The sequence below is a fragment of the Acidimicrobiales bacterium genome, assembly GCA_041394265.1.
GTDB lineage: Bacteria > Actinomycetota > Acidimicrobiia > Acidimicrobiales > SZUA-35 > JBBQUN01.
Genome location: JAWKIO010000005.1, coordinates 2,946,270 through 2,972,614, shown reverse-complemented (window position 1 = coordinate 2,972,614; position 26,345 = coordinate 2,946,270). Strand labels below are relative to the sequence as shown.

Annotated in this window: 25 protein-coding genes; 10 read left to right on the top strand and 15 right to left on the bottom strand. The window is 66.5% G+C overall.

Annotated elements, in window-relative coordinates:
• Positions 1–8: 8 nt before the first annotated feature.
• Positions 9–1,262, bottom strand: coding sequence for a magnesium transporter (locus R2733_14605; protein MEZ5377733.1), 1,254 nt, complete (start codon positions 1,260–1,262; stop codon positions 9–11).
• 91 nt (positions 1,263–1,353) lie between these two features.
• Here R2733_14605 and R2733_14600 point away from each other — a divergent pair, with 91 nt between their 5' ends.
• The 3 genes from R2733_14600 (at position 1,354) to typA (ending at position 4,864) form a co-directional block, all read left to right on the top strand.
• A complete protein-coding gene (locus R2733_14600; protein ID MEZ5377732.1) occupies positions 1,354–1,995 on the top strand; it encodes a hypothetical protein in 642 nt (213 codons plus the stop codon).
• A gap of 49 nt (positions 1,996–2,044) precedes the next feature.
• The gene (locus R2733_14595) at positions 2,045–2,929 is read left to right on the top strand and encodes an NUDIX domain-containing protein (GenBank protein ID MEZ5377731.1); all 885 of its coding nucleotides are present in this window, start codon (positions 2,045–2,047) and stop codon (positions 2,927–2,929) included.
• 90 nt (positions 2,930–3,019) lie between these two features.
• A complete protein-coding gene (gene typA / locus R2733_14590) occupies positions 3,020–4,864 on the top strand; it encodes a translational GTPase TypA (protein ID MEZ5377730.1) in 1,845 nt (614 codons plus the stop codon).
• A gap of 22 nt (positions 4,865–4,886) precedes the next feature.
• On the opposite strand, the gene R2733_14585 is transcribed toward typA, so the two are convergent.
• The 4 genes from R2733_14585 to R2733_14570 all read right to left on the bottom strand — a co-directional run bounded on the left by R2733_14585 (position 4,887) and on the right by R2733_14570 (position 11,043).
• Positions 4,887–5,435 carry a hypothetical protein gene (locus R2733_14585; protein ID MEZ5377729.1) on the bottom strand — a complete coding sequence of 183 codons (549 nt, stop codon included), beginning with the start codon at positions 5,433–5,435 and terminating at the stop codon, positions 4,887–4,889.
• Between the two features lie 103 nt (positions 5,436–5,538).
• Positions 5,539–6,732, bottom strand: coding sequence for an MFS transporter (locus R2733_14580; GenBank protein MEZ5377728.1), 1,194 nt, complete (start codon positions 6,730–6,732; stop codon positions 5,539–5,541).
• A 57-nt stretch (positions 6,733–6,789) separates the two neighbouring features.
• Entirely contained in the window at positions 6,790–10,320 is a 3,531-nt protein-coding gene (locus R2733_14575) for an error-prone DNA polymerase (GenBank protein ID MEZ5377727.1), read from the bottom strand.
• A gap of 117 nt (positions 10,321–10,437) precedes the next feature.
• The gene (locus R2733_14570; GenBank protein ID MEZ5377726.1) at positions 10,438–11,043 is read right to left on the bottom strand and encodes an isoprenylcysteine carboxylmethyltransferase family protein; all 606 of its coding nucleotides are present in this window, start codon (positions 11,041–11,043) and stop codon (positions 10,438–10,440) included.
• A gap of 344 nt (positions 11,044–11,387) precedes the next feature.
• On the opposite strand from R2733_14570, the gene R2733_14565 reads away from it, so the two are divergent.
• Positions 11,388–11,930: a hypothetical protein gene (locus R2733_14565; protein ID MEZ5377725.1), complete on the top strand. Its 543-nt coding sequence runs from the start codon at positions 11,388–11,390 to the stop codon at positions 11,928–11,930.
• 268 nt (positions 11,931–12,198) lie between these two features.
• Here R2733_14565 and R2733_14560 read toward each other — a convergent pair whose 3' ends face one another.
• The 4 genes from R2733_14560 to R2733_14545 all read right to left on the bottom strand — a co-directional run bounded on the left by R2733_14560 (position 12,199) and on the right by R2733_14545 (position 15,471).
• A complete protein-coding gene (locus R2733_14560) occupies positions 12,199–12,543 on the bottom strand; it encodes a type II toxin-antitoxin system RelE/ParE family toxin (protein MEZ5377724.1) in 345 nt (114 codons plus the stop codon).
• Complete coding sequence (locus tag R2733_14555) at positions 12,540–12,767, bottom strand: type II toxin-antitoxin system ParD family antitoxin (protein MEZ5377723.1); 228 nt, start codon at positions 12,765–12,767, stop codon at positions 12,540–12,542. Before R2733_14555 ends, R2733_14560 begins: the two co-directional genes overlap by 4 nt.
• Before the next feature lie 352 nt (positions 12,768–13,119).
• The gene (locus R2733_14550; protein MEZ5377722.1) at positions 13,120–13,689 is read right to left on the bottom strand and encodes a hypothetical protein; all 570 of its coding nucleotides are present in this window, start codon (positions 13,687–13,689) and stop codon (positions 13,120–13,122) included.
• Positions 13,690–15,012: 1,323 nt separating this feature from the next.
• Positions 15,013–15,471 (bottom strand): hypothetical protein, encoded by a 459-nt coding sequence (locus R2733_14545; GenBank protein MEZ5377721.1) that lies wholly within the window; start codon positions 15,469–15,471, stop codon positions 15,013–15,015.
• Between the two features lie 474 nt (positions 15,472–15,945).
• Between R2733_14545 and R2733_14540 the strand changes: the two genes are divergently transcribed.
• The 3 genes from R2733_14540 to R2733_14530 all read left to right on the top strand — a co-directional run bounded on the left by R2733_14540 (position 15,946) and on the right by R2733_14530 (position 17,888).
• Positions 15,946–16,410: a hypothetical protein gene (locus R2733_14540; protein ID MEZ5377720.1), complete on the top strand. Its 465-nt coding sequence runs from the start codon at positions 15,946–15,948 to the stop codon at positions 16,408–16,410.
• A gap of 259 nt (positions 16,411–16,669) precedes the next feature.
• Positions 16,670–17,167, top strand: a complete 498-nt coding sequence (locus R2733_14535) for a hypothetical protein (GenBank protein ID MEZ5377719.1) — start codon at positions 16,670–16,672, stop codon at positions 17,165–17,167.
• Positions 17,168–17,411: 244 nt separating this feature from the next.
• Positions 17,412–17,888 carry a hypothetical protein gene (locus R2733_14530; protein ID MEZ5377718.1) on the top strand — a complete coding sequence of 159 codons (477 nt, stop codon included), beginning with the start codon at positions 17,412–17,414 and terminating at the stop codon, positions 17,886–17,888.
• 131 nt (positions 17,889–18,019) lie between these two features.
• Here R2733_14530 and R2733_14525 read toward each other — a convergent pair whose 3' ends face one another.
• Both R2733_14525 and R2733_14520 read right to left on the bottom strand, forming a co-directional pair.
• Positions 18,020–18,598 carry a GNAT family N-acetyltransferase gene (locus tag R2733_14525; GenBank protein MEZ5377717.1) on the bottom strand — a complete coding sequence of 193 codons (579 nt, stop codon included), beginning with the start codon at positions 18,596–18,598 and terminating at the stop codon, positions 18,020–18,022.
• A gap of 21 nt (positions 18,599–18,619) precedes the next feature.
• Positions 18,620–20,212 carry a DUF222 domain-containing protein gene (locus R2733_14520; GenBank protein ID MEZ5377716.1) on the bottom strand — a complete coding sequence of 531 codons (1,593 nt, stop codon included), beginning with the start codon at positions 20,210–20,212 and terminating at the stop codon, positions 18,620–18,622.
• Positions 20,213–20,354: 142 nt separating this feature from the next.
• On the opposite strand from R2733_14520, the gene R2733_14515 reads away from it, so the two are divergent.
• On the top strand, positions 20,355–21,173 hold the full coding sequence (locus tag R2733_14515; protein ID MEZ5377715.1) for a universal stress protein: 819 nt from the start codon (positions 20,355–20,357) through the stop codon (positions 21,171–21,173).
• Positions 21,174–21,202: 29 nt separating this feature from the next.
• On the opposite strand, the gene R2733_14510 is transcribed toward R2733_14515, so the two are convergent.
• Positions 21,203–22,813 carry an MFS transporter gene (locus tag R2733_14510; GenBank protein ID MEZ5377714.1) on the bottom strand — a complete coding sequence of 537 codons (1,611 nt, stop codon included), beginning with the start codon at positions 22,811–22,813 and terminating at the stop codon, positions 21,203–21,205.
• Between the two features lie 142 nt (positions 22,814–22,955).
• On the opposite strand from R2733_14510, the gene R2733_14505 reads away from it, so the two are divergent.
• Complete coding sequence (locus tag R2733_14505; GenBank protein ID MEZ5377713.1) at positions 22,956–23,552, top strand: TetR/AcrR family transcriptional regulator; 597 nt, start codon at positions 22,956–22,958, stop codon at positions 23,550–23,552.
• 16 nt (positions 23,553–23,568) lie between these two features.
• On the opposite strand, the gene R2733_14500 is transcribed toward R2733_14505, so the two are convergent.
• The gene (locus R2733_14500; GenBank protein MEZ5377712.1) at positions 23,569–23,862 is read right to left on the bottom strand and encodes an isoamylase early set domain-containing protein; all 294 of its coding nucleotides are present in this window, start codon (positions 23,860–23,862) and stop codon (positions 23,569–23,571) included.
• A gap of 166 nt (positions 23,863–24,028) precedes the next feature.
• Between R2733_14500 and R2733_14495 the strand changes: the two genes are divergently transcribed.
• Positions 24,029–25,177, top strand: a complete 1,149-nt coding sequence (locus R2733_14495; GenBank protein MEZ5377711.1) for a M20/M25/M40 family metallo-hydrolase — start codon at positions 24,029–24,031, stop codon at positions 25,175–25,177.
• 30 nt (positions 25,178–25,207) lie between these two features.
• Here R2733_14495 and hisG read toward each other — a convergent pair whose 3' ends face one another.
• Positions 25,208–26,062 (bottom strand): ATP phosphoribosyltransferase, encoded by an 855-nt coding sequence (gene hisG / locus R2733_14490; protein MEZ5377710.1) that lies wholly within the window; start codon positions 26,060–26,062, stop codon positions 25,208–25,210.
• Complete coding sequence (gene hisE, locus R2733_14485; GenBank protein MEZ5377709.1) at positions 26,059–26,337, bottom strand: phosphoribosyl-ATP diphosphatase; 279 nt, start codon at positions 26,335–26,337, stop codon at positions 26,059–26,061. Before hisE ends, hisG begins: the two co-directional genes overlap by 4 nt.
• Between the last annotated feature and the right edge of the window lie 8 nt (positions 26,338–26,345).

The following is a 26,345-nucleotide window of genomic DNA, read 5'->3' as shown; positions in this document are numbered from 1 at the left end:
TCGCACGATCATGCCACGCCCCACAGGGTCAGCGCCGCGACCAGAGTGGACGCGCCGATCACGTCGAGGCTCGCCGAGACCAGGGGGATCCCATGGTTGTCGGGATCGAGACCGAAGCGGACGACGAGCAGAGTGCCGTAGTAGGCGATCATCGCAACGAACGCCGTCACGGCGAATCCACCGGTGACCGACACGAGGAGCAGGTCGAGCGCTCCCGGTGAGGTCTTGCCGAACCAGCTGCCGACGACGGCGGCGGTCACCGACACGTAGCCGAAGATCGGGAGAGCGAGAATGAAGGCGATCTTGATGTCGTCTCGAGCCTCGCCCTCGGGGATCATCGCCCGCTCGATGAAGCCGAGGTGGACCTTGGTGGCGAGGCGACTCGACAAGATGCCACCCAGCGCTCCGGCAGCGCTCAGGAACCCGGGGAGCATCACGAGGAGGACCGTGTAGTTCAAGAACTGTGAGATCGAGCGTTCGAGCAGCAGGCCCGCAACCAGGCTCATGCTCCCGGCAGCAACCAGCACCGGAAGGGACTCGAACGCGATGCGCTTGCACAGCGCATAGCCGGATCGGACCAGCACGAGCCCGGCGACGATCGCAACGGCGACGACGCCCGCAGCGAGGATCTCGGTCAGTCGACCTCGCTGGATGAACGTCGTGGCGATCAAGAGCGCCGGCAGCGTCACGAAGTCGCCAGATGCCGAGACGAGCGGCGCCGTCACGTTGTCGAGGTCCCATCCGAAGCGAGCAGACCCCACGGCGAGGCCCAGCGTGATGGCCAGCACCACGAGTGCCGCCATCATCCCGCCGAACACGGCGACCACGATGAAGTCGGCGAGACCGATCGGATCGCTCCCTTCGTTGCCGACCAAGAGAACGAATCCCTCGGCGAGGAAGCTGAGTCCGACGGCGGCGCCGAGCGATGATGCGAGCGCCGCCAGGACGTTCTGGCCGAGCACGGTGTCAGACCGCCACGTCCAGTTCAGCGTGCCCATGCGGATGGCGGTCGACAGGCGTCCACCGAGTGGACCGAATACGTTCCCGTTCAGCCCGATCGCGGCGGGGATGAACAGCAGCAGGCCGGGAAACTGCCGAAACTTCGACTCGAACGCCGCAATGGTGAGGCCGGTGATGAGGCTCGTCGTCGCCGACAGCAGAAGGGCGAGGAGGCTCTGCGCCGCATCGTCTCGGGCCGGACCGAGGAAGCTGCGCAGCGGCTGCCACTTCCGGTCCGAGCGTCGAGCGTTGATGAACGACACACCATCTCCCTGACGCTCGCCGGACGTCGGCGAGACCTGCTCGGCGGACCTGACCTCGGCTGCATCGTAGCCACCACTACCCTGTCGTCCTGTGTCCCGTCTGATGTCCCGACCCGCTCGCTCCGGCGTCCTCTCAGCGTGCGCCGTCGCCGCCTTGGCACTCGCCACTGCTGCGTGCGCATCCGACGGGCGAGAGCTGGCCGAGGGACGTCCCTGGCAGACCACCACCACTCGACCGCTGCCGCCCACCTCTGCCCCGCCCGAGTCCGCCGGCACCAGCGGCCTCACGCTCAGCAGCCCGGCGTTCGGCCCCGGCGACTTCGCCCCGGTCGATGCCACCTGCGCCGGCGCGAACCAGCCGCCGACGCTCGAGTGGTCCGACGCCGGCCCCGACACCGCCGAGTGGGCGGTGAGCCTCAGCGATCAGACCGACCCAGCCAACCCGCTCCTACTGTGGCTCGTGGTCGGCATCGATCCCGCCACCACCTCGCTCGACCCCGACCGGGCTCCGGCGCCGATCGAGACCCTGAACGACTATGGCCAACTCGGCTACGGCAACCCGTGCATCGACACCTTGTCCACCGGTGTCCGCGACCTCCAGTTCCGGGTCTACTCGCTGACGGCCCCCACGGGTATCGCTTCGGGTGCAGCCGGCAACGAGTCCTGGGACCGTGTCGCCGCCGGCGCCAACGACTCCGCCACGTTGCTGATGAAGGTCGACGCCAACACCTGAGCGGCCAGCAATCGCCTCGGTGGTGCCACCCCCAGTAGGGTCTCGCCACATGAGCGAGCCGACCACGGGAGCCACACCGGCGTTCGACCCTCACGCTGACACACCAGCGTTCGACCCTCACGCTGTCCCCATCTCGCACGCCGCCACCGTCATGCTCCTCGCCGACCGGCCGGGTCTCGACGGTGCCCCCTCGCTCCATGTCCTGATGCTGCGCCGCACGGCACGGCTGGTTTTTGCCCCAGCGGCGTGGGTCTTCCCTGGCGGACGGGTCGATCCCGAAGACCACCACGACGACTTCGACACGATGTTCACCGGTCTCTCCGATGCCGAGGCGACCACCATCCTCGACGTGCCGTCCGGCGGCCTCGCGTGGTGGCTCGCCGCCTGTCGTGAAACGTTCGAGGAGGCGGGCCTGCTCCTCGCCGCCGACCGGACCGACGTCGACCTGGTCGAGATGCGGCGCCGGGTACGAGAGGACGAATCGGTCTTCGCCGACCTCGTGCTCGAACACGGCATCACGCTCGACGCCTCGGGCATCGAAGAGGTGGCCCGCTTCATCACACCCCTGGGATCACCCCGACGCTTCGACGCCCGGTTCTTCGTCGCCCACGCCCCCGCCGATCAAGTTCCCGAGCACGACGACGGCGAGATCGTGGCCTGGGAGTGGATTCGCCCCGACGACGCGCTCGAACGGTGGAGTGCAGGTGAATTCGAGATGATTTCCCCCACGGTGCGCATGGTCGCCTGCCTCGGTCGGTTCGACACCGCCGATGCCGTGATGGCGGCCGCCGCTCGTCGCCTGCCCTACCAGCGGGTGCGGGTGATCGACCCCGAAGGGGCCTACCACGTGGTGTTGCCAGGCGAGGATGGCTACGAGACGGCCGAGCTCGAGGTAGAGAGCGGCTGGGTTCGGCTGTGGACCACCGAGGGCTGAACGACCCAGCCTGTCCGCACCCACGGCTGAACGACCCTGAGCTGCAGATAGCCTGATGTGTCCCCCTAGTACACATCTGAGGTAGCCGCAATGGCGACGCGCTCTGATCTTCGCAACGTGGCCATCGTGGCCCACGTCGACCACGGCAAGACCACCCTGGTCGATGCCATGCTCCGCCAGACGGGAGCGTTCCGGGTCAATGAGGCCGTGGCCGACCGGGTCATGGACTCCGGCGACCTCGAGAAGGAAAAGGGCATCACGATCCTCGCCAAGAACACCTCGGTGGTCTGGAACGGCATCACGCTCAACATCGTCGACACCCCCGGCCACGCCGACTTCGGCGGCGAGGTCGAGCGAGCCCTCACCATGGTCGACGGGATCGTCCTCCTGGTCGACGCCGCCGAGGGTCCGCTCCCTCAGACCCGGTTCGTCCTCCGCAAGGCGCTCGCTCGCGACCTGCCGGTCATCCTCGTGATCAACAAGGTCGACCGCCCCGACGCCCGCATCGCCGACGTCGTCGACGAGGTCTACGAGCTCTTCCTCGACATCGACGCCCGCGATGACCAGATCGAGTTCCCGATCGTCTATTGCGCGGCGCGTGACGGCTGGGCATCGCTCGACCAAGACGTCAAGGGTGAGAACCTCGAACCACTCTTCGAGCTGATGGTCGAGCACATCCCGGCTCCGTTCTACGAAGAGGGCCACCCGCTGCAGGCATGGGTCACCAACCTCGACTCCTCGCCCTACCTCGGTCGCCTCGCACTGTGCCGCATCATGAACGGCACGCTCACCAAGGGCCAGTCGGTGTCGCTCAGCCGAGTCGACGGTTCGCTCCAGCGAGTCAAGCTCAGCGAGCTCTACCTCACCCAGGCTCTCACTCGTGTGCCGGCCGAATCTGCCGGACCGGGCGACCTCGTCGCCGTCGCCGGCATCGAGGACATCCTCATCGGCGAGACCCTGGTCGACGCCGAAGACCCCCGCCCCATGCCCGTCATCGAGGTCGACCAGCCGTCGCTGTCGATGACCATTGGTATCAACACCTCGCCGCTCGCCGGCCAGAGCGGCTCGAAGCTCACCGCCCGACTGGTCAAGGGCAGGATCGACTCCGAACTGGTCGGCAACATGAGCCTCCGGGTCCTCCCCACCGATCGTCCCGACGCCTGGGAAGTCCAGGCCCGCGGCGAGCTCCAGCTCGCCATCCTCGTCGAGCAGATGCGCCGTGAGGGATTCGAACTGACCGTCGGCAAGCCCCAGGTCGTGACCCGCGAGATCGACGGCAAGGTGCACGAACCGGTCGAGCGCGTCACCATCGACGTGCCCGAGGAGTTCCTCGGCGCCGTCACCCAGCTCCTCGCCGCCCGCAAAGGTGCGATGGCCAACATGGTCAACCACGGCACGGGCTGGGTCCGGCTCGACTACCTGGTGCCGGCCCGAGGTCTCATCGGGTTCCGCACCGAGTTCATGACCGAGACCCGCGGCACCGGGGTGCTCAACCAGAGTTTCGAGGGCTACGAGCCGTGGTTCGGCGAGATCCGTGTGCGTCGCACCGGCTCACTCGTCGCCGATCGCAAGGGCCCCGTCACCGCCTACGCCCTCATCTCGCTGCAGGAGCGGGCACAGATGCTGGTGGCACCGACGGCCGATGTCTACACCGGCATGATCGTCGGCGAGAACAGCCGCACCGAAGACATGGACGTCAACGTCTGCCGTGAGAAGCAGCTGACCAACCACCGCGCCGCCTCGTCCGACGCCACCGTGAAGCTGACCCCGCCGAAGGTGCTGTCACTCGAGCAGGCGCTCGAGTTCATCGCCGACGACGAGTGTGTCGAGGTCACCCCTGACCACGTTCGCCTGCGCAAGGTCGAACTCGATCCCATCGCCCGGGCTCGCGTCGTCAAGGCCCGCAAGGCCGCGGCGCAGGCAGCCAACGCCTGACACCAACTCGATCTGCGCCCGTTCAGCCCTCGAAGGCCGAGAGCGGGATGCCGCAGGTATCGAGGGTGCGCAGGAACGAGGCGGTGAGTTCGCTGTCGGGCTCGGTCAACCCGCCGGTGACCCCGACCATCAGGCCGATGATGTCGCCGTTCTCGACGATGCACAGCGCCTGCTCGTTGGTGAGGCTCGTGGCGTCGACGATCCCCTGCGCCATGATCTGCTTGCCGGCATCGGTATCGAGGAGCAACTCGAATTGGGCCAGCTGCTCCTCGGTGAGCCCCATCTGATCGAGCACTGCAGCCCGCTCGGCATCGGTCATGCCCTCGAACGGGTCGGTACCGGTGTCGGCCGGAGCGGCCGTGGTGGTGGTCTCCTCGACGGTGGTGGTGGTCTCCTCGACCGTCGTCTCGGTGGTCTCGGCGGCTGCGGTGGTGGTAGTCGTCTCGGCCGCGGTCGTGGAGGTCGCCGTTTCGGCCGTCGAAGCAAGGCCGTTGTCGCTCGACCCTCCGCACGCAGCGGCGATCAGGGCGATGCCTGCCAGCAACGATGCTCGGCCAGTGGTGTGCTTCATGGTGTTCCCTCCCATTGGTGTGACCACACAGAAGGTACCTGGTCACGGAGGGAGGTGGTGTTCGCGCCGCCTCGCGTGTGGTCACTGGACGCTGATCGGTGGGTTAGGGGATCCGAGTGAGCACCAACGCTCCCACCCCGCTGATCGCAGCAGCCGCCAGGATCGCCGTGCCGTAGCCGGGTCCGTCGATGAGCAGACCGGCAATCGGTGGGCCGCACAGGCTGCCGAACGCCGCCGAGGTGTAGAGCGTGCCCAGCGTGCCACCGAGGTTGTCGAGGCCGAATCGGCTGGCGACCACGGCCGGCGAGATGGCGATGAAGCCGCCGTAGCCCAGGCCCAGGATGATGGCGTAGGTCGCCAGGAGGGCGAAGCTCGAACCGGCGGCGAACCAGATGAGATGGCTCAGTGCCATGACCACGAACGAGAAGCGGTACAACCGCATCGGGCCGAGCCGATCGGCCATGCCGCCGAGCCCGAGCCGGCCGACCACACTCGAACCGCCGATCAACCCCACCAGGCTGGCAGCGGCGACCGAACCGATGTCTCGCTCGTCGGCGTACTTGGCGAGGAACACGAACGGCACGAACAATCCGAACGTGACGGACAGGCTCGACAGATAGAGCAGTCGGAAGTCACGCAAACGGAAGAGTTCGCGAATGGACCGGGGCGACGAGGACGGCACCGCCGCCGGCCCGAACCGAGCCGGAATCGATGCCAAGAGCAACAGCCCGGCGCACCCGCAGGCGTAGATCACGAACGTGGTGCGCCACGACGTGGCGCCGATGAGGCGGGCCGACAGCGGCGCGCCGACCAGCGTGCCCAGCCCGATCCCCGCGACCGCCATGCCCATCGCCATTGCCCGGCGACGCTCGAACCAGCCGCCGACCGTCGCCACCATCGGCACGTAGCCGCAGGCGATGGCGAGACCGACGCCGACGCCGTAGGTCACGTAGCCGAGGTAGAGGTTCGGTGTGGCCGCCGTTGCCAGCAGGCCGGCGAGGATCGATGTCGCTCCGAGCCACAGCACCGGGCGTGGACCGAAGCGGTCGGCCAGCTTGCCGGTGACCGGCGCGAGCAGGAACGACAGGGCGATCGTGATGCTGAACACGAGGGCGGTGGCCCCGGACCCGGCGTCGAAGTCGTCGGCCATCGGCTTGAAGAAGGTGCCGAAGCTGTAGCCGACGCCGAACACGGCGAACATCGAGGTGACCGCGGCCGCAACGACCCACCACCCTCGGGCACTGTCGAGCTGGTCGGCCGAGCGGGCCGGGATGGTCGTCGCGGAGCCAGTGGTCACCAGGCGGACGCTACTGGCGAGCCTCTGCCGGCGAAAGTCCCGCGGTCATGGAAGTGGTCAGCGGAAGTCGCGGCTCATGCTGGCCGTGGCGTCGCGCAGTTCGGTGGCGTTCTGGTCGACCCGCCCCTCGACCTCGTTGGTGATCGGCAGCGGTTCGATCCGCTCGGCCACGATGTTGACCACGGCGCCCTGACGTTGGACCCGGCCCCGGATCAGCAACGCCGGTGCGTTCCTGGCCACCCGTCCGAAGCGGGTCCAGCATCCCAGCGATACCACCACGTTGATGAGCCCGGATTCGTCTTCCAGACCGATGAACGTGGTGCCCGACGCCGTTGCCGGTCGCTGGCGATGGGTGACGACGCCGGCGATCCACACCTTCGAAGCGTCGTCGCAGTTGGCGAGATCACAGGCCCGCACCACACCCTTGCGATCGAGCTCGGCCCGCAGGAACCGGGTGGGGTGGCCATCAGGTGCCACCCCGGTGGCCCACAGGTCGATCAGCGCCTCCTCCTTGTCGCCCATGCCGGGGAGTTGCGGGGCATGCGTGCCCGTGACGATCCCCTCGAGCCGGCCCCGACCCGTGGCCTGCGCCACCGCACCGGCGGTCCACAACGCCTGACGCCGGCTCGAACCCTGCTGCCCCGAAACCTGCTCTCCCGAACCCTGCTGCCCCGAGCCCTGTTGTTTCTTGCTGCCGAGCGAGTCGAACGCCCCGGCACTGGCCAGCGCTTCCAACTGCTCACGGTTGGCGCCGGTGCGACGGGCGACGTCTTCGATCGAGGCGTAGGGCTGACCGGCGACGATGGTGGCCGCCAGCTCTTCACCGATGTGGCGCACCGAGCCGATACCCAACCGAACGGCCCACCCGTGGTCGAGCCGCTCGGCGGCGATCGACGAGGCACCGGGGCTGGTGATCTCGGGCTCGGCCACACCGTCGGCGATCCGCTCCAACGACGCATGGTCGAGCGAGATGTTGATGTCGGGCGTCAACGTGGGGACACCGTGCCGACGGGCGTCTTGCACCAGCGAATGCGGCGAGTAGAACCCCATCGGTTGGGCGCGGAGCAGAGCGGCGCAGAAGGCGGCCGGGTAGTGCAGCTTCAACCACGACGAGGCATAGACCAGGTAGGCGAAGCTGATCGAGTGGCTCTCGGGGAAGCCGTAGTTGGCGAAGGCGGCGAGCTTGTTCCAGATCTGCTCGCCGATGTCGAGCGTCACCCCACGCTCGGCCATACCGGCGAAGAACCGCTGACGTAGTCGCTCCATGCGGGCCCGACTCCGCTTCGACCCCATGGCCTGGCGCAGTTCGTCGGCCTCACCGGGGGCGAACCCGGCGACGTCGATGGCCATCTGCATCAGCTGTTCCTGGAACAGTGGGATCCCGAGGGTCTTCTCGAGCGCTCCCTCCAACAGTGGATGCAGGTAGGTGACCGGTTCCTCGCCGTTGCGGCGCCGGATGTAGGGGTGGACCGAGCCGCCCTGAATGGGACCGGGTCGGATCAGGGCGACCTCGACCACCAGGTCGTAAAAGTTGCGAGGCTTGAGACGGGGCAGGGTCGACATCTGGGCCCGGGACTCCACCTGGAAGACCCCGACCGAATCGGCCCGGCACAGCATGTCGTAGACCGCTTCCTCCTGGGGGATGGCGGCGAGGTCGACCGGTTCGCCGTAGTCGGGGATGTGGTGCTCGGTGATCAGATCGACGGCGTAGTGCAGCGCCGAGAGCATGCCCAGCCCGAGCAGATCGAACTTCACCAGACCGGCGGCCGCGCAGTCGTCCTTGTCCCACTGCAGGACGGTCCGGTTTTCCATTCGAGCCCGTTCGACCGGGCACACCTCGATGACCGGTCGATCACACATGACCATGCCTCCCGAGTGGATGCCGAGATGGCGGGGCAGGTCCTCGAACTGCTGGGCCAACTCGAGGACGTCGGCCGGGAGGTCGAGCGCGTCCTGCTGTCGCTGGCCAGGTTGCTGTTGCCGACTGGTCTGCTTCTTGAGTCCCGACCAGCGATCGGTGGCCTTCGAGAAGGCGTCTTGTTGGCCGGTGGCGTAGCCCAGTGCCTTGGCGGCGTCACGGATCGCCGACTTCGCCCGATACGTGATGACGTTGGCGACCTGGGCCGCGTGACGGCGACCATGGCGTTCGTAGACGTACTGGATCGCCTCTTCCCGGCGGTCGGATTCGATGTCGAGGTCGATGTCGGGCGGACCGTCTCGCTCCGGGGAGAGGAATCGCTCGAACAGCAGGCCGAGCGAGACGGCGTCGGCCTTGGTGATGCCGAGCACGTAGCACACCGCCGAGTTGGCGGCCGAGCCGCGGCCCTGGCAGTAGATGTCGTTGCGGCGACAGAAGTCGACGATGTCCCACACCACCAGGAAGTAGCCAGGAAACCCCAGATGCTCGATGAGGTCGAGCTCCCGATCGAGTTGGTTCCATGCCCCGGGGACGTACTCGTTGTCGCGCGTTCCGTAGCGGTGCACGGCCGCTTCCTCGACCAACCGCCGGAGGAACCCCATTTCGCTCAGCCCGTCCGGGCACGGGAAGGGTGGGAGTCTCGGGGCAACGAGAGCGAGGTCGAAGGCACACTCGCGACCGAGCTCGGCGGCTCGCTCGACCACACCGGGATAGCGAACGAACCGGCGCAGCTGCTCGTCGCCCGAGCGCAGGTGGGCGCTCGAGGTGGCGGGCAGCCAGCCGTCCATCTCGTTGAGGCTGCGGCGGGCTCGAACGGCGGCCATGGCCGTGGCCAGGCGACGATCGGCCGGGGTGGCGTAATGCACGTTGTTGGTGGCGATGATGTCGACACCGGCCCGCATGGCCAGCTCGACCAGGGCGTCGTTGCGAACGCTGTCGAGCGGGCTGCCGTGGTCCCACAGCTCCACCGCCACGTTCGAGCGCCCGAAGCGGCCGATCAGCGAGTCGAGCGCTCGTGCTGCGGCCGCCGGTCCCTCTCGCTCGAGCGCCCGGGGCACGGCCCCCTTGCGACAGCCGGTGAGCACCAACCAGTGCTGCTCCTCTCCCGGTTCGAGCCACCGATCGAGCGACGACATCGAGAACCGGGGCGCCCCCTTCTCCCCCGCCAGCTGGGCCTCGCTGATGACCCGGGCCAGTGCGGCATAGCCCTTGGGGTCGCGGGCCAGCACCAGGAGGTGGGTGCCGTCGGGGTCGGGCTGGGCCTGCGAGATGTCGAGCTTGTCGACCGTGAGCTCCGAGCCGAACACGGTGGGCAGGCCAACAGCCCGCGCCGCCTCGGCGAAGCGGACCACGCCGTAGAACCCGTTGTGGTCCGTGATGGCCAATGCCTCGTGGCCCAACCGGGCCGATTCCTCGACCAGTCGTTCCGGATCGCTCGCCCCATCGAGGAAACTGAACGACGAGTGGCAGTGCAACTCGGCATAGGGCGCCGCTGCCGGTCGACGGCCGATGGCTGTCGAGGGCGGCACGTAAGGTTCCCGCTTGCGGGACCATGCCGGCGAATCGCCACCGTCGGCCCCCTCCGGCCTGGCAGGGGCAGGCGGACGAGCGCGATCCGACAGCTGCGCTTCGAGTTCTCGCCATGGCATCTTCGAGTTCTGCCAGCCCATCCCGGCACCATATCGAACACATGTTCGATTGAAAAGGAAAACGTTCGCTGCAGCCCTGGTGGAGGTAGCAGGGGCATGGGCGCTGAGTTCTACGGGGTGCTGCGCCTCGGCGCTGGCCTACCAGATGCCCGGAACGAGCCGCTTGGTGCGGGCTTGGTAGGCCACGTAGCTGGTACCCAGGTGGCGCTCCAACATGGACTCCTCGACGGCGATCCGACGAACGAGGGCGGCGGTCGGAAGTCCCGCCGTGGCAACGCTGACCCAGTTGCCGAGAACGGCGCCGGCGCCGACGAGGGCTGACGCCGTGGCCAGGTAGAGCGGGTGTCGGATGGACCCGTAGGGGCCACTGTCGACGAGCGAGTGGTCGTCGTGCACGGTGAGGTCATCTCGATGGAAACGTCCGAGATGGCGGCGGGCCCAGTTGCTGAGTGCTCCTGCTCCGATCAGCAGGGCCAGGCCGAGACCGAACACGGTCCGCCGCGCTCGTATCGATCGTGATGGGAGGAGAAGGGATGCGAGGAGTCCGGTCAGCAGGTGGATCAGCGCCGTGGTGTCGAACAGACGGCCGGTGGCGGTGTCGACGACGGTCTCGCCAGTGTTGCTGTGTGCAGCGGCGTTCTTCGACGCCGTGCGCGAGCTTCCGAGCTCGATCGAGACCAACCACGCGGACACGAGCAGGGTGACACTGCGAGCAAGGCGACTCGACCAGATGAGCGGCTGCATCGACGAAGTCTGGCACGCAAGACCACCATGATGTGCTCCTCGACTAACTCGCCACGTTCACCGATCCGGCCGAGACAGCTCGTCATCTTCCCGGCCGATCAGGGGCGCTCTTCGGCACTTTGAGGGGTGAGCGGTAGCGGATACCTGAGCGATCATGCTGCCGAGAGTGCTGTGGCAGGCGATCGTCGAGCCCGATCTGGGGGCGCGAGTTGCGCAGCGGCATGGGCGATGGGCTAGACCCTCTGGCTGGCCGAGTAAGTTGATGCGTGATGAGGCGGTTCGTTCACAGGCACACGGCGGCGTCGGTGCGTCGTGGGCGAACAGTTCCCGCCGAGGGGAAACGGGTGACACTTCGACTGCGGTTCGCTCGCCGGCAGTCATTGGCAGCTTTGATCGCGCTCACCCTTGTGATCGCCGCTTGTGGTTCTGCCCCTGAGGCGACGTTCGGTACAGGTGGAGGCTCGACGGCCTCGACGCTCAGCACTATTCCGAGCCGTGCTGCGTCCCCGTTGTCTGGCTTGGAGTACAGAATTGAGGGTGTTGGACTCGGGAGCAGCTGCGAGTTCACCGGAGAGTTTGAAGACAAGTTCCCATGCGACTTATGGGAAGGCGAGTCGCTGAGCTTTCAGAGTGTCATGTTCGCCTCGTTCAGCGTGGTCGTGGCGAGCGAGGCTGTCATCGGCGCCGCTTCGTCCAAGCTGCTGACGTCGGTTGAGTCGGAGCACGTGGAGCGCTATCAGATCGATGGAACTTTGGTCATGTTCGTGGTCGAGGGCATGGATGTCGAAACCATTGGCATCGAGTTCGTTGCCAACGATGGCACGTCAGCAGAGTGCGTCTACGCACCTCGTGAAGCGGAGGCAATTCAGTGCAATGACTGGAACTGATCTTCGAGTCGTGCGGCCACAAGCCTCAGCGACTGACAGCCCGAGGCGCTGGATCAGCAGCCTCCACAGCCGAGAATCAACGAGCTGGCTTCTTGGAGCGGTGCCGGTCGGCGCGAGGACCTCGAGACGTCGTTCAGGCCACAGTCCGTCGCGTCTACGCTCCGCACCGACTCGCAGCGCCTCATCGACTCGGCGTTCAGGGGTGTTGTTCGAGCCGGAGGCCGTGAGCGGTAGGGGATAGTCGTGTCGGTCCGATCCAGATAGGTCGCTACTGCTGAAGGGGGTCTGGCTGCTCGTCAGCGAGCGAGGCGGGAACGTCCCTGCTCGCATGCAAGATGCGCCAGACGTCGATCTGATCGTCGCTGACGACGTAAAAGATCAGGTAGGGGAACCGTGCGAGCGGCCAGGTTCGCAGGTTCGGGATGTCGAGTTCGAACGCGAACCGCATCGACCCGGTGAGCGGGTGCCGGGCGAGAAGCCTGAAGGCTCGTTCCAGGTCGTCGACGAAGTTCTCGGCGGTACCGGGAGGAGCCTGGGCTCGGAGGTAGTCGAAGGCGGTGTCGGCGTCGTCGATGGCGCGTTGGCGCAGTGAGATGTGGGCTGGGACGCTCACGTATTCGGGATGCGCGCTCTGAGGGTGTCGAGGTAGTCGTCAGCGGTGGCGGCGGCGGGCGATGACGCTCCTTCGAGCAATGCGGATCGGAGGCGTTCGCGGTCTTGTGCCCGGCGAATGAGGTCTCGTACGTATTCGCTGGTTGACCCGTAGCCGCCGGCGTTGACCTGCGTGTCGACGAACTTTTTGAGTTCGTCTGGGAGTGAGACGTTCATCGTGGTCATGTCAGGAGTCTACGGAGCTTGGCAAACTTTGCCAAGAGTGAGGTCTCTACTTCCGACAGCCGCACCTCGCGCTGCGTCTCACGGCCGGCGATCAGGGGCGATGGTTCGACTCTGGCCGTCGCGTCTCATGGGCGACGTAGCGGGTTGTGGACGTAATGCCTCGGACCGAAGGTTGCGGCGCCGCCGTCGGGGAGGCCGATGAATTGCGATCGGTCCGGAAGCATCGAGTCGCTGATGTCAGGTGCCGCCGGCTCGCTCTCGAGCAACGATGGAAGGCTGTCCACCTCGGAGGCCGGTTCCTGTTGATCCGGATGCTTGGCTGAGCGTGCTGGCAAAACGGCGGAGGGAGTCGCTAATCGCCTCGCCACACGAGATGGGGGCCGAGACGCGGATTGCCGAAGATCTCGCGCGGCATGTTGGTCAGCCCGGCACCGAGCTCAATGTGATGTTCTGTCGATGGCCCGGCGAACACGCGGTAAGTGCCGAGCGAGTCCGCCAGGTCGAAGTCGAGTGACCGGGCGATAGCCCAAACCCGCTCGGCAGCCTCGTCCGCTGGCATGTCGATCGGTTCGGTCTCGGCTGAGAGCCTGGCGCCGATCTCCGCCACGACGTAGGACCGTCCCCAATCGTGGGAGACCTTCTCGAAGGACCGGACCAGCATGCCGTCACGCCAGTAGAAGAACTCGAAGCCGGCGTCGGTGTCGGGGAGCGAGCAGAGAAACACTTCTTCGGCCGAGTTCACCAGTCGGCTGAGCACGGTGGCCACAGATGGAGAGTGGAACTTCGCCCACTCCCAATCGTCCCCGACGACGGTCCAATCGGGCGAGTTCCCGATCACGACGTATCGCTGGCGTTCTACGAGCACACTTGTTGGCTGGTAGGCGCCGAGCCCGAGTAGCTCGAGAAGCTGGTCGTCCTCCATCCTCACCTCCGGCCGGACGAACACGTACGAACCGGAATGAAGCTGTCCAGACTCAAGGAACGGCGAACCCACCGTCGAAGCATCGGCACGGAAGCTCGACGACTGGAGGACGCTGCACCACACTGGGCTTGACACAGCGACGCGACGCCATCACCGCAAATGCGTCATCCTCCCGGCGATCTGGGATGGACTCCTGGCCTGGATCGGCGGGGTTTGGGGGTGTTTCGTCGTCTGCGTTTTCGCCGATCTCGCTCGGCTGGGCTCCGTGGTCCGCGGTGTTCAGCGGTGGTTGTGCTGCTCGCTCGGGCAACGTTCGCGATGGCACCCGATCCAATGTCGATGACGCTGGTGGTCCCGTGGCGCTCACTTTCTGGACGGTTGGGGTTCGTCCGCGAGGCTGGCGCGGCGACGGTGTTCGCGAGACACCAACGTCTCATGATCGCGGTATCCAGGGAATCGCTTCGGCCAAGCAAGGTAGACGAACTCTCGATCGAACCGTTCGTTCCGGGTCATCCGCCAAAGCGGATGTCGAACGACCATCGGAACACTCACAAGCGTGCCGAACGACATCGCGATGGCGAGAAGGCCGATCGACGCGCCACCGACAAGTCCCACGACTGCGTAGGGAGCAAGGATGATGGCCATTCCCAGCAGGTAGCTTCCGAACGGGCTCACGACAGAGAGCCGCTGCAGCGGATTCGGTGAGGCCCCGATCGGTCCGCGTGTCGAAGTTGATGCCGTTTCGGCCGGAGACGAGACAGCCACGTCGGGATCGGGATGGCTGCCTGGAAGCCATGTCGGCCACGACACGTACCGCACGAGACGCGAACGGCGGTCTAGATGAGCGGGGCGGCTGGCGGACGAGAGTGCGTACTTTGCAGCGAGAGCTCCGAAACCGGCAGCGAAGCATTGGAAACCGGTCGACGCACCGAGGAACCCGATCGCTGGCCATCCGAACAGCCACCACGCGGCGAACAGACGGGCGAGGTATGGGTGTCCGGCTTCCCACCGTTGGATCGGGTTCGGTGACTGGCAGGCGGGGCCGAACTCGACCGATCGTTCAGAAGTCATCGGCGTCACCAGATTCGAGGGCAGCCAGCGGTGCGCAGCGAGCGGTCCTCGACGCGGCGGATCGCTGGTGCAGCAGTGGCAAGCATTGCTGCCGTGCGATTGTGATCATCGAGCGCACGTCTTCAGTATCGGGCGTTATCGCCCTGCGCTGAACCATCGCGCCCGACTCGTGGTCGACGCAGCCCTCGATCCGGCGATCAGGGACAGGTCAAGCAGCTTCACCCGGTGAGCGATATGGGGCACCACGTTTGGTCACTCGTGCTCCGCCGATGGCCAAACGTCGAGCACGAGATACTCCGGCGACGAACGTTCGCCGCCGACTTCGCAGTCTTCATGCGCAGCTGCCTGTTTGGTGCCGTGCCAGCTTACTCGGGCGCAGACCGGACCGTCAGGCAACTCAACTTCTCCAACGCACGGTTCCCCTGGATCCCAGTTCAACACGGCGAGGTTCCCAGCACCGGTGATGGTGACCTCCGCTGATCGGTCCGCCGACTGTGGCGGCCCGGGATCGGACGAGTGCGTGCGGATCGACAACCGAGTCGGGGAGCCGAACATCGTCGTGCCGACGTAGACGAAGCCCTCAATCGCCTCGACTCCTGCCTTGTATCCGGCATCGGAGACTTGGTCTGATTTCCATTCGGATGCGCCGCGTCGCAGGTAGAACTGGCGATGCCAGGGCCGCACAGTCATCGTCTCGGCATCGTCAGTCATGATGCGAGACTGCCTGCTCGGCGTCTCTTATGCAAGCAACGTTCACTGTGATCAAAGCGCCAGATTGCATCTTCGTTTCACTGACACGATGACATGGCGATCTGACGAGCCAGGGTGTCCTCATTCCGGCGTTTGGCGATGCTCCTGGCGTTCCGCTCAGCGAGTGGTTGGGGACGTCGCTGCGGCCGGGCAACTGGACGTCACGTCGGTGCTCGAGACGTGGAGGCTGACGTCAGTGACGACCGGTTGCCAGCGATCGGCGGGCTTCAGATGCGTCCGCGGATGGATTTAATGCGCTGAACGTGACCAGTCCAAGGTCGGTGGTCGCTCAATGTGACGAAATGCATCCGCGGATGCACGACTCCTGATCGCGGCGATCAGGCGCGTTCGTCATGCATGCTGCGATCGGCACTCGGGGATGCTCCAGCGATGGCGTTGCCTCATCCGGGGATGCGTTCGGCCGATGGTTCGGCCATGGCATCTGGCTCGGCGGCTCCTTCAGCGTTCGCTGTCCGGTCGCTGGGCGTTGGGCTGGCGGCCGTTGTCGCAGCGGGCGCGACGTGGGTACTCACCGGGACCATGAGGGGCGATGTTGATGCTGACTGGGTCGTCGTCGGTGAACCGGCTGCCGATGCCGCATCGTTCGAGGTTTCGGTGACTGATCCGGCATGCCCGATCAAGCTCGATCGTGACGATATTGACGTCGGCCTGGTCGAAACCGACGATGCTGTGGTGGTACGCGTGCGTGTCCCTGACAACAACGATGGTTCGGCCTGCAAGGCGATGGCGGTCGCCTACACCGTGACAATCGACCTGGCTCAGCCCTTGGCGCAGCGTCGAATCATGGATGGCCGGTTCGATCCGCCACGGCCGGCAATCGCCAGCGACACCGGTCTGTTGGGTGGACCGAAACCGAGTCCGGTGGCGGTCGACGATTGACGCTCAGGCAATGAGTGCCGGGCATCCCACGGCCGGCGGCAATGGACAGGACTCTGAAGCATGGCGCTTGATCAATCGCCGATACGAGCATCTTCGTGTCAATGAGAGCGAAGATCCGTGTGCCCGGCGGGAGTCTTTGGTTGTCGGGGAACTCGTTGAGCGTCGGGATCGTCTGACCAGCATGTGGTTTCGTGCGGCGACGGTTGGTCTCGTCCTGATGGTCACTGGATGCACGTCGCAGCCCGTAACGGATCAGGCAGTGATCAGCAGCGACCCGACAACCTCAGCCACCCAGTCAATACTGGCGTCGTCGACGACGATCCCGTCGCCGGTCCGTCGCAGCCCGCCACCGCTGATGCTGCGCGTCGGGGACGAGTTGGTCCAGCCGTGGCAGCTGGGATTCTGTTGGGCAGCCGATGGCGACGGGTTCTGCGGTGATGCGGTCGAGTCCGACGGGCCGGTTGTCGTGGCCGACGAACCGGTGGTCATCGATTTCCCGCTCGCTGGATGGGAGTTCACCGCTGCCGCTGATGCGGACTGTGCCGGTGTCGTCGTGTTGGTTGAACGCACGGTCGACGGGGCCTGGACCATCGAGGTGAGTGGGCCGGAAGGGTTCTACCCGATCGATCTTCGTGGAGAGGGGCCCGAGGGCGACGTCGACTACCGATTCATCGCTGCGATGTCTGGGCCGTCGCACGCTGATGATCCGGTCGACACCGTCGATCGTGGTGCACCGGGTTCGTGCGATCTGGGGTGAGGCGACGGTCGTGGTTGCTGCTGTTGGAGTCGATTTGTGGACGGGTTCGTCGTGAATTTGCGGAAGGCGTGATGAGCAGAAGTTGGACGCGTCCAGGCATTGCCGTGGTGTTCTCGGCGCCGTCCACGAACGGACCGAACGGCCCGTTGGATTTCGCTGGCCTTACCGGCATGGCAAGGCGGAGAAGCTGGCGGTGACGAGCACTCGAGCGAGAAGGTCAACCCTGGGCCGGGCGATGGTGACGGTGGGCCTTGTGACGGTGCTGGCGGCCTGCGTTCCAGGGGCACAATCCGGCGACGGCGAACCGGGAGCGGCGCCGACGACGGGGCCCGAGGTGGGCGCTGCCGGGGTGAGTGGTGCTGTTCTGTACGGTTGGGAGTCCCCGCCCAACACGATGGCCGCCGAGATCCTCACCTTCCGGTACGTGCTCGAGGGCGACTGCATCTACATCGAGAGGGCAGACGTGCCAGGCGACCCCGAGAAACGAATCGCCATGTTCCTCCCAGGTGCCGAGCTGTCACCCGACCGCACATCGGTTAGTCAGCCCGGAGCGGCGACCGTGTACCTGGACCGTTGGTACGAGGCTGGCAGCGGCGGAGGCGTCAGCCCAAGGTCGGGCCCCTGGTCCCCCGAGGCGCGGGAATACTTCGACGCTTGCACGACGCCCGAGACAAGAAGCAGCGAGGACACGATGATGTACCTCAACTCCTGGTCTGAGTAGGACCACAACAGCGAGGCCGGACGGTTCGAGCGTCCCCAAACGCGCGGCCGATATCCGCCTGGGGCATGCCCCCAGGGTGCCGATCGGGGACGCTTCAATATCGCCTGCAGCACGGAAGGTTCGTGCGGACGCTACGACGATGAGTGCCCAAGCGACTCTGACGTTTCTCCGCTGCGGCGCATGGCGATGCGCCGGCCGACGGCGTCGAGACCTCGCGCTGCTTCGTTTGCCCGGATCGCGGCGAGTTCGGGGCCGAGGTCATCGATCGCCACGAAACCGAGCCGCTCGTACAGCGGCCCGTTCCAGGCGACATCGGCGAAGGTGGTGAGCGTGACCGAGTCGGCCACCGCACCCGACGCAGGGCTGCGAGCCCAGTCGATCACCTGCTCGATCAAGGCAGAGCCCACCCCTCGCCCACCGGCGTCGTCGGCGACACTCACCTGATCGAGGTGTCCTTCACCGTCGACCACCGATGCCAGCGCATACCCGACCGCACGTTCGGGCTCGCCGCACAGCACTGCCATCCACGCAGTCTTCGATTCGACATGCGCCACAAGCTGGGCCGCCGGTGGCGGTGGGTCGTCGGCGACGACCTGCATGCCGATGCGGGCGAATCGCCGACCGGCGTCGACCTCGATCTGTTGCATCACCGAGACATCGGCGAGCGACGCCGGGCGGACGACGAATTCGAACGCATCCCCTTGAGCCATCGACCCAGTGTGGCGCTCGGGTCAAGCGTTCGGCGGGCTGGTGGAGCCGTTGTCACCACCCGTGGTCTGGGGGTCGGCGGGGTGTCCGGCACCGTTGGCTGGTGGCGGGTGCCGGTGATGGCTTCCCGCTTGTTCCGGCGGAGGCGCTGGCCGCCGTGGCTGACCAACCTCGTCGATCCAGCGTTCAGTGCGCGATTGGAGGTAGCCGATGATCACATCGAGACCGAAGTGGTCATAGGTTTCCATCCCTCCAGCCCAGATTCCGCGGCCCTGCCATGGCGGCCGCTCACAGGGCGACACGTCGGGTGGCGTAGGTACACCGGTGAGTGTCATCACCCGGCCCCGGTGGTCACGGATCACGATCTGCTTGCGGTCTGCGCCGAACTCGACGCTGGCACCGGCGGCGTGCAGTGCCCGGTGATGGAACGGGCAGAGGAACACCTGCTCGTCGAACAACGTCTCGGGCTTGGTGGTGAAGGGCACCGAGTGATGCGCTTCCAACACACCGGACCGTCCACATCCCTCGGCCGCGCAACAGGGTTGCTCGACCGCCATCGCGGTGCGCATCCACGGTGGAGCGCTGCGCTGACGGGACGAGATCCACAAGGGATGCCCATCTCGAGACACCAGCCAACACGTGGACAACTCGCCGTGCATCGCCTCGAGCTCGTCGTCACTCACGGGCGGACCGTGCAACACCGAGACCCCGGTGGTGCCGTCGTCCTCGATACCGGCAAGGCGTCGTTCTCGATGGGCCCGGAAAACCTCGAGATCGATCTGGATCACCGCGAGGAACCGCTCCGCTGCCGGTCTTGGGCCGGCATCGAGCAGCGACCACAACGCGTCCGCGTTCGAGGCCGATTGACCGGTCTCGGCCCGCATCTCGCTACGGCGTTGCTGGAGCATCTTTTCGAGCGAGGCGCCCGAAAGCGACGGCAGGAACCACCGCACCTCATAGCCGTCGGCCCTGGCCTGAAGCGAGAGTGACTCCTTGCGGGCCGGCCGGTCGCCGTCTTCGGCCTCCAGGCGCTTGTACGTGGACACCATCTTCACGATCGTGTCAGCCGTGCCATACCGGGCCTGCTCGACCAGGGTTGCCTCGGTCTCGGGAGTGGCGATCTCGGCCAACGCAGCGGCGATCGGCATCGAGACCTCGCCGTGTTCGAACGCCGCCGACAGTTCAGGCAGATCCGGCAGCACATCGGCCGTGGCGACCAGGCGGCGGGCCTCGGCACCGGTCAGCTTCAACTGGCAGGCGAGGCGGTGCGCTGGGCTGCGCCAACCCCATCCCCAGCCCTGATCGGCCTGGAAGAGTCCCAACAGTTCGGTGGTGTTCGCGCACAGAGCCGCCTGGTCGGCGTTGATCCGGCCGACCAGCGCCTGTGACTCGGCAACCAACTCCTCGATCCGAGCGGCACGCTCCTCGACCGGGATCGCACAGAACCGTCCACCCTCACGACGCGCGCCCCGCTCCCGACACCCCGGCAGCTCGAACACCGAACCCGGCACTCGATCACGCAACATCGCCACGCCACCGCCATCTCTCACACCGCCGCCAGCGTTGTCATTGCTGCCGCTACCGATGTGCCCCTCGCCATCCCGCACCCCTGCCATACACACCAGTATGAACAACCCCTGTGACAACGCCCGCCGGGCCGAGAACGCGACGAGGCGTCTCGGTACCGCGCGGTCATACGGCACGCCGTTCGAACGCATCGGGTCGGAGCACTACTGTCGACCCCGAGAAGGACCCGCTGTGCGCGCTCCGCCCGAACGAGAAGACCTGATCACCATGACCACCAACCTCGCCGACGAGATCGTCGTCGCCATCGGTTCCGCCGCCACCGACAACCCTGCGTTGGCGGTCGGCATCGAGTTCGCCCGTCTGACCAACCTCCCCCTCCGCCTCGTCCACGTGGCCTGCGACGGCGCCACCATCGACGCCGACGCCCTCGACGAGCACCTCCAGACGACAGCACCCGACGTGCCCGTGAGCATCGTCAGCACCGACGCAGACGACGTGGTGGGCGGGATCGTCGGCGAGCTCACTCCCCGGTCGCTCGCCATCTTGAAGTCCACCAACGCCAGCCGCTGGTCGGGCAAGAGCTCGGTCGCCGAGCACGTGCTCGATGCGTTCCCCGGCCTGATCGCCATGGTCGGCCCCGAAGTCGAAGGCTCGACCTCATTCGCCGGACCGGTCGTCATCGCCCTCGATGGCTCGACCGAGGCCGAGCGCGCCCTCCCCGTCGCACGCGAACTCGCCACTGCCGTGGGCCAAGAGATCGTCGCCACCCGTGTCGTTGCCGTCTCCGCCAGCGACGACGAGCGACGCTCGGCCGCGGCGTACCTCGAGGCCACCAACGCCACGCTCCCGGGCAGCCGCCCGGCACTGCCCGACTCGAACGATCCGATCTCGGCCATCCTCGCCACCGCCACCGACGAAGCAGCCGGTCTGATCGTGTTGTCCTCGCACGGCGACCGAGCGAGCGAGCGAGCAACGATCAGCCGTACGAGCATGGGCTTGGTCCACAGCGCAACGGTGCCAGTCCTCCTGGTCGGCCCCGAGGTCGCCTAGATCAGACCGCGCTCAGCCCACCCGTACGTTCAGGCGGTGGGGACTGGGGCGGTGGCTTCGCTGTCGTCGTCGAGGTCGTCAAGACCGTCGTCGTAGTCGTCGACCGGGCCACGCACGGCGAGGATGAGCACGGCGAGGGCGACCATGCCGACGCCCACCCACATCGACTGCACCCAGCCGTCGACGAACGCATGCTTGGCCGCATCGATGATGACGGGTCCGGCGTCACCGGCCTGAGCGGCGACACCGAAGGCGTTGCCGATGCCCTCGCTCGCCGGTTCGGCCAATTCGGCCGGCAGACCGGCCAGCGCCGGCTTGATCGCCGAGGAGTAGCCGGAACTCAGAATCGAGCCGAGGAGGGCAACGCCGACGGCGCCGCCGACCTCACGGGAGGTGTCGTTCAGCGCAGAGGCCACGCCCTGCTTCTCGGCCGGCAGCGACGCCGTGATGGCCTCGGTGGCCGGCGTCATCGTGAGACCCATGCCGAGCCCGAGGATCATGAGACCGGGCAACACGGAGAAGTAGCCGCCCTCGACCGACGCCCGCAACGCCATCGTGATCAGCCCGACACCGGCGAGCGAGGCTCCCACGAGCATCGTGTTTCGCGCGCCGAGTCGCTTGGCCACCTGGGGCGCAAGTGCCGAGGTCGGCATCATCATCACCGCCATCGGCAACAGGGCGACCGCCGACCGCAACGCCGACCATCCGATCACGGCCTGGAAGAAGGGGAACAGCACGAGGAAGATCCCGAACATCATCCCGAAAAGGATCATGAGCGTGATCGAGCTGGAGGACAGGGAACGGTTCCGGAAGACATCGATGTCGAGGAGCGGGTCGACGTGACGGCGCTCCCAGAACACGAACGCCAGCAGTCCGCCGAGGCCGACGACCAGACCGGCGATCGTGAGGGCGTGCCCCCACCCGCGCTCCGGGCCCTCGTGGATCCCGAGCACGAGTCCACCGATGGCCAGCGCCGACAGCACCGAACCCACAACATCGAACGGATGCTCGGAGTGCTCCTTCGAATTGGGCACATGGCTCAACGTCATCTTCGCAGCGACCAGGACGAGCACGACCGGCATCGCGAACAACCAGCGCCAGGTGAGGTAGTCGACCATGAACGAGGCAGTGAACAGACCGATCAGGCCACCGGAACCGGCAACGCCCGCCCAGATGCCGATGGCCTGGGCCCGGTCCTCTTCGGGGAAACTCGACGTGACGACCGAGAGCGTGACCGGCATGATCATCGCGGCGGCGGCCCCGGCGACGACCCGAGCGACGATCAGGAGGGCGGTCGACGTGGCGACGGCGGCGCCGACACTGGCGAGCCCGAACAACCCAAGACCGGCGAGGAGCACCGGCTTGCGCCCGAATCGGTCACCGATCGCGCCGACCGGCATCAGCAGCGCTGCGAGGGCCAGGGTGTAGGCGTTGATGATCCAGAGCACCGCACCCTGCGAAGCCTCCAGATCGATCGCCAGCTGCTGTTGGGCGACGTTCAGCCCCGACACCGAGGCGATCACCGCCATCAGCGCCGTACACATGGCGATCAGGATGTTGCGCTGCTCGGTCTTCGACAGGACCGGCGTCTCGGGCGGGGGCGCATGATGCGTGTGGTGATGGTGGGCCGAGGAACTCATTCGAGTCCTTTCATCGTGGGGCGTCGCAACCGTCACACATCTTCGGCGACGATCCTGCCGGAAGTAACACTACGAAACGGTATCGTTGCGTTTGTGCCAGTCTGCACGAGGAACGCCCGGAAAGGTGTATGACTTCCGACACATGAACGCGAAACCGACCTCCGCGAAGGCTGACGGCGTCCTCGACCCACGGGTGGCGCGCAGTCGCGCCCGCGTCCTCGACGCGGCCACCCAGCTCCTGGTCGAGGGCGGCCCCAGTGCGCTTACGGTCGACGCCATCGCTGCGACTTCGAGCGTGGCGAAGTCGACGCTCTATCGCCACTGGTCGTCGATCGACGATCTCGTGGTCGACGTTCTCCGCCACAACCTCGAGACCACCCACGTGCCGGACGGGGTGGAAGGCTTCGAGGCGTCACTGCGGGCACTCATGGGCGCCATCGCCACGAGGGCCAGCGAGCCCGAGTGGCAACGCATCCTGCCAGCGCTCTTCACGCTCAAACAGCACGTGTCGGCGATCGAGACGATCGCCGAAGACGACCAGAACGAGCAGCTGAACGAGCTGGCGAAGGTCGTCGATCTCGGCATCGCCGAAGGACGGCTCCCTGCCGACATCGACGTCGAGTTCGCCATGTTCCAGCTGATGGGCCCGATCGTGTTGGCCACGATCGCCGTCGGCGGCGACGCGCCGCTTCAACTCGTCGATCGGGTCGTCGATCGGTTCCTGGCCTCGTGGGCGTGACGCCCCCGGGCAGGGATCAGTTCGTCAGGTCGATGAGGCTGTTCTGAGGATCGCCGTCGGACATCGCCGCGTCGGCGTCGTTGAACCACACACCGCCGTCGCGGAGGTACTTGAACTCGATGACCGCCGGAAGATCGACCTCGACCTTGGTGCTCCGCGTGCCGTTGGAGCGCTTCTTCAAGGGATGCACCAGCGGATCCCAGTCGTTGAAGGTGCCGGCGACCGACACGGGCTCGGGTGCCTCGTCGAGCGGGAGCGAGAACGTGATGGTGGCCTTCGTGGCCTTCTTGTTGGTCTGGACCTTGATCATGCCGACCTCCTTGTCGAAGCGAGCCTACGGCCGCCGAACGGCAGACGGAACAAAACCACGGTGCGAAATTTGTTGTTCACAGTTCAGTCTGCTAAGCGCCCGCTCGTTCGACCGCCGACCGTCGCCTCGATGGACCACCGGCGACCGGGTGCCGTACGCTCGGAACATGGCGAACGCTGCGGACATGGCCGTGCTGCTACAAGAGATCGTTCGGATCCCGAGCGTCAATCCGCTGCAGGCCGGCCCGAAATCGGGCGACGACGGCGAGACCGCCGTGGCGGAGTGGATGGCGGATCGCTGCGCTGGGCTGGGGGCCCACGTCACGCTCGACGACGTCCTTCCCGGGCGGCCCAACGTCTACGCCCGCTTCGACGGCAGCACCGACCGCTCGATCGCCATCGATGTCCACCTCGACACCGTCGGCGTCGAGCACATGACCGATGATCCCTTCGACGGACGCATCGAGGACGATCGGGTCTACGGGCGAGGCTCGGTCGACACCAAGGCGACCTTGGCCGTCCTGCTCGAGATGCTCGGCGAGTTCCGAGACGCCGGCGAGCAGCCAACCCCCACCGTGCACCTGGTCGGTACGATCAGTGAGGAGGTCGGAGGGCTGATCGGCGCCATGCGCTACGCCGAGTGGCTGGGCGAAACCGGCACCACCCTCGATCAGATCATCGTGGCCGAGCCCACGATGTGCGCCCCGGTGTTCGGTCACAAGGGCGGCGTCGGCCTGCAGATCGTCGTCCACGGCATCGCCGCCCACTCCTCGAAGCCCCATCTCGGCCGCAATGCGATCAACGGCGCCGCTCGCATCATCGCCGCCCTCGAGGCCGAGCAAGCTCGTCTCGACACGCTCACCCCGCTGACGGTCGTTGGCAATGGCACGGTCAGCGTCACCACCATCGCCGGTGGCCTGGCGCAGAACATCGTGCCCGATCGCTGCGAGCTCTATGCCGGTCGTCGACTGGCACCCGGAGAGGATCCTGCCGTGATCTTCGAACAGCTGCGAGCCATCGTGCGCGACGCTGCGTTGCCGTGCGAGGTCGACGTCGAGCTGTCGTACGGGCGGGGCTCGGCCGCGTTCTACCAGGACCCGAGTTCACCACTCGTGCGCGGCCTGGCCGAATTGGCGGGCACCGAGCCCGAAACCGCCACCTACGGCAGCAACGCGCTCAAGTACCCCGGTGTCGCCAACGAGATCGTCATCTTCGGCCCGGGTTCGATCGACCAGGCCCACAAGGCGGTCGAGTGGGTCGACATCGCCGAACTCGATCGAGCCGCAGGCATCTATCGACAGCTCCTGCGACGCTGACGATCGGCAACGCCTGCGCAGGCCGGTCGATCAGGCGAGGATGGCGTCGGTCGGCAGGGCGACGATGCCGCTGGCACCGAGCGCTCGCAGATCGCCGAGCTTGGTCCACAACTCGGCCCGATCGACCACGAGATGGGCCGCAACGAGATCGCTGCGACCCGCCAGCGGGAGCACCGTGGGCGCAGCCAGTCCGGGGAAGACCGAGCTGAGCGTGTCGACCTTGTCGACCGGGATGTGCAGCAGGAGGTACTGGGTGCGTCGGGCCGAGAGCGCAGCACCGATGCGCAGCCGTAGGTCGTCGATCTCGGCCGACGGGTCGACGGTGTTGGCGAAGATGGCTTGGCAGTTCTCGACCTCTTCGATGACTCGAAGCCGGTTGCGAGCCAGGCTGCCACCGGTCTCACGGAGGTCGACGATGGCGTCGGCCATGCCGACGGCGCACACACCCTCGAGCGACCCACCCATGGCCACCACGGTGACGTCGATGCCCTGCGATGCGAACCACCGCCGGGTCCAGTCGGGCAGGTGGGTGGCGACGGTGCCGCCGGCGAGGTCGGCGGCACACTGGAACGAGTCGGCATCACGGCACGCGACGATGAGGTCGGACTTGGCGAAGCCCAGCTCGATCGCGGGGAAGTCCTCGACATTGCTCTCGAGGGCGGTGTCGGTGGAGATGAACGCCGCGCTCAGGCGTCCGGCCTTCAGCCAGGCCGCAGCATCACGGGGCCGCATCTCGATGAACTCGATGCCGTCGACGACGGCCGAGGCGTTGTCTCCCTTGAAGGCGCCCACGCTGTAGCCAGCGTGCTTGAGCAGATCGAGACACTGCTCGCGGAGACGGCCCTTCGACGGGATGGCGACTCGGATGGTCGGTGCAGCAGTCATTTGCGGCGAGCCTCCAGGACGGCGAACACGTCGTCGAGCGGCACGCCGACGCCGACAAGACCGGCCAACAGGTGATAGATGAGATCGGCGGCTTCGTTTGCCACCAGCTCGGGAGCGAGCTCACTGCGGCCGAGCTCGAGGCAGACCTCGAAGGCCTCCTCCATGATCTTGCGCTGGTTGTATTCGGGGTCGGCGAGGAGCCGAGCGGTGTAGGACTCGCTCGGGTCGGCGCCCGCCCGCGACTGCAGCACGCCTTCGAGTTCTCGGAGGATCATGGTCTCAG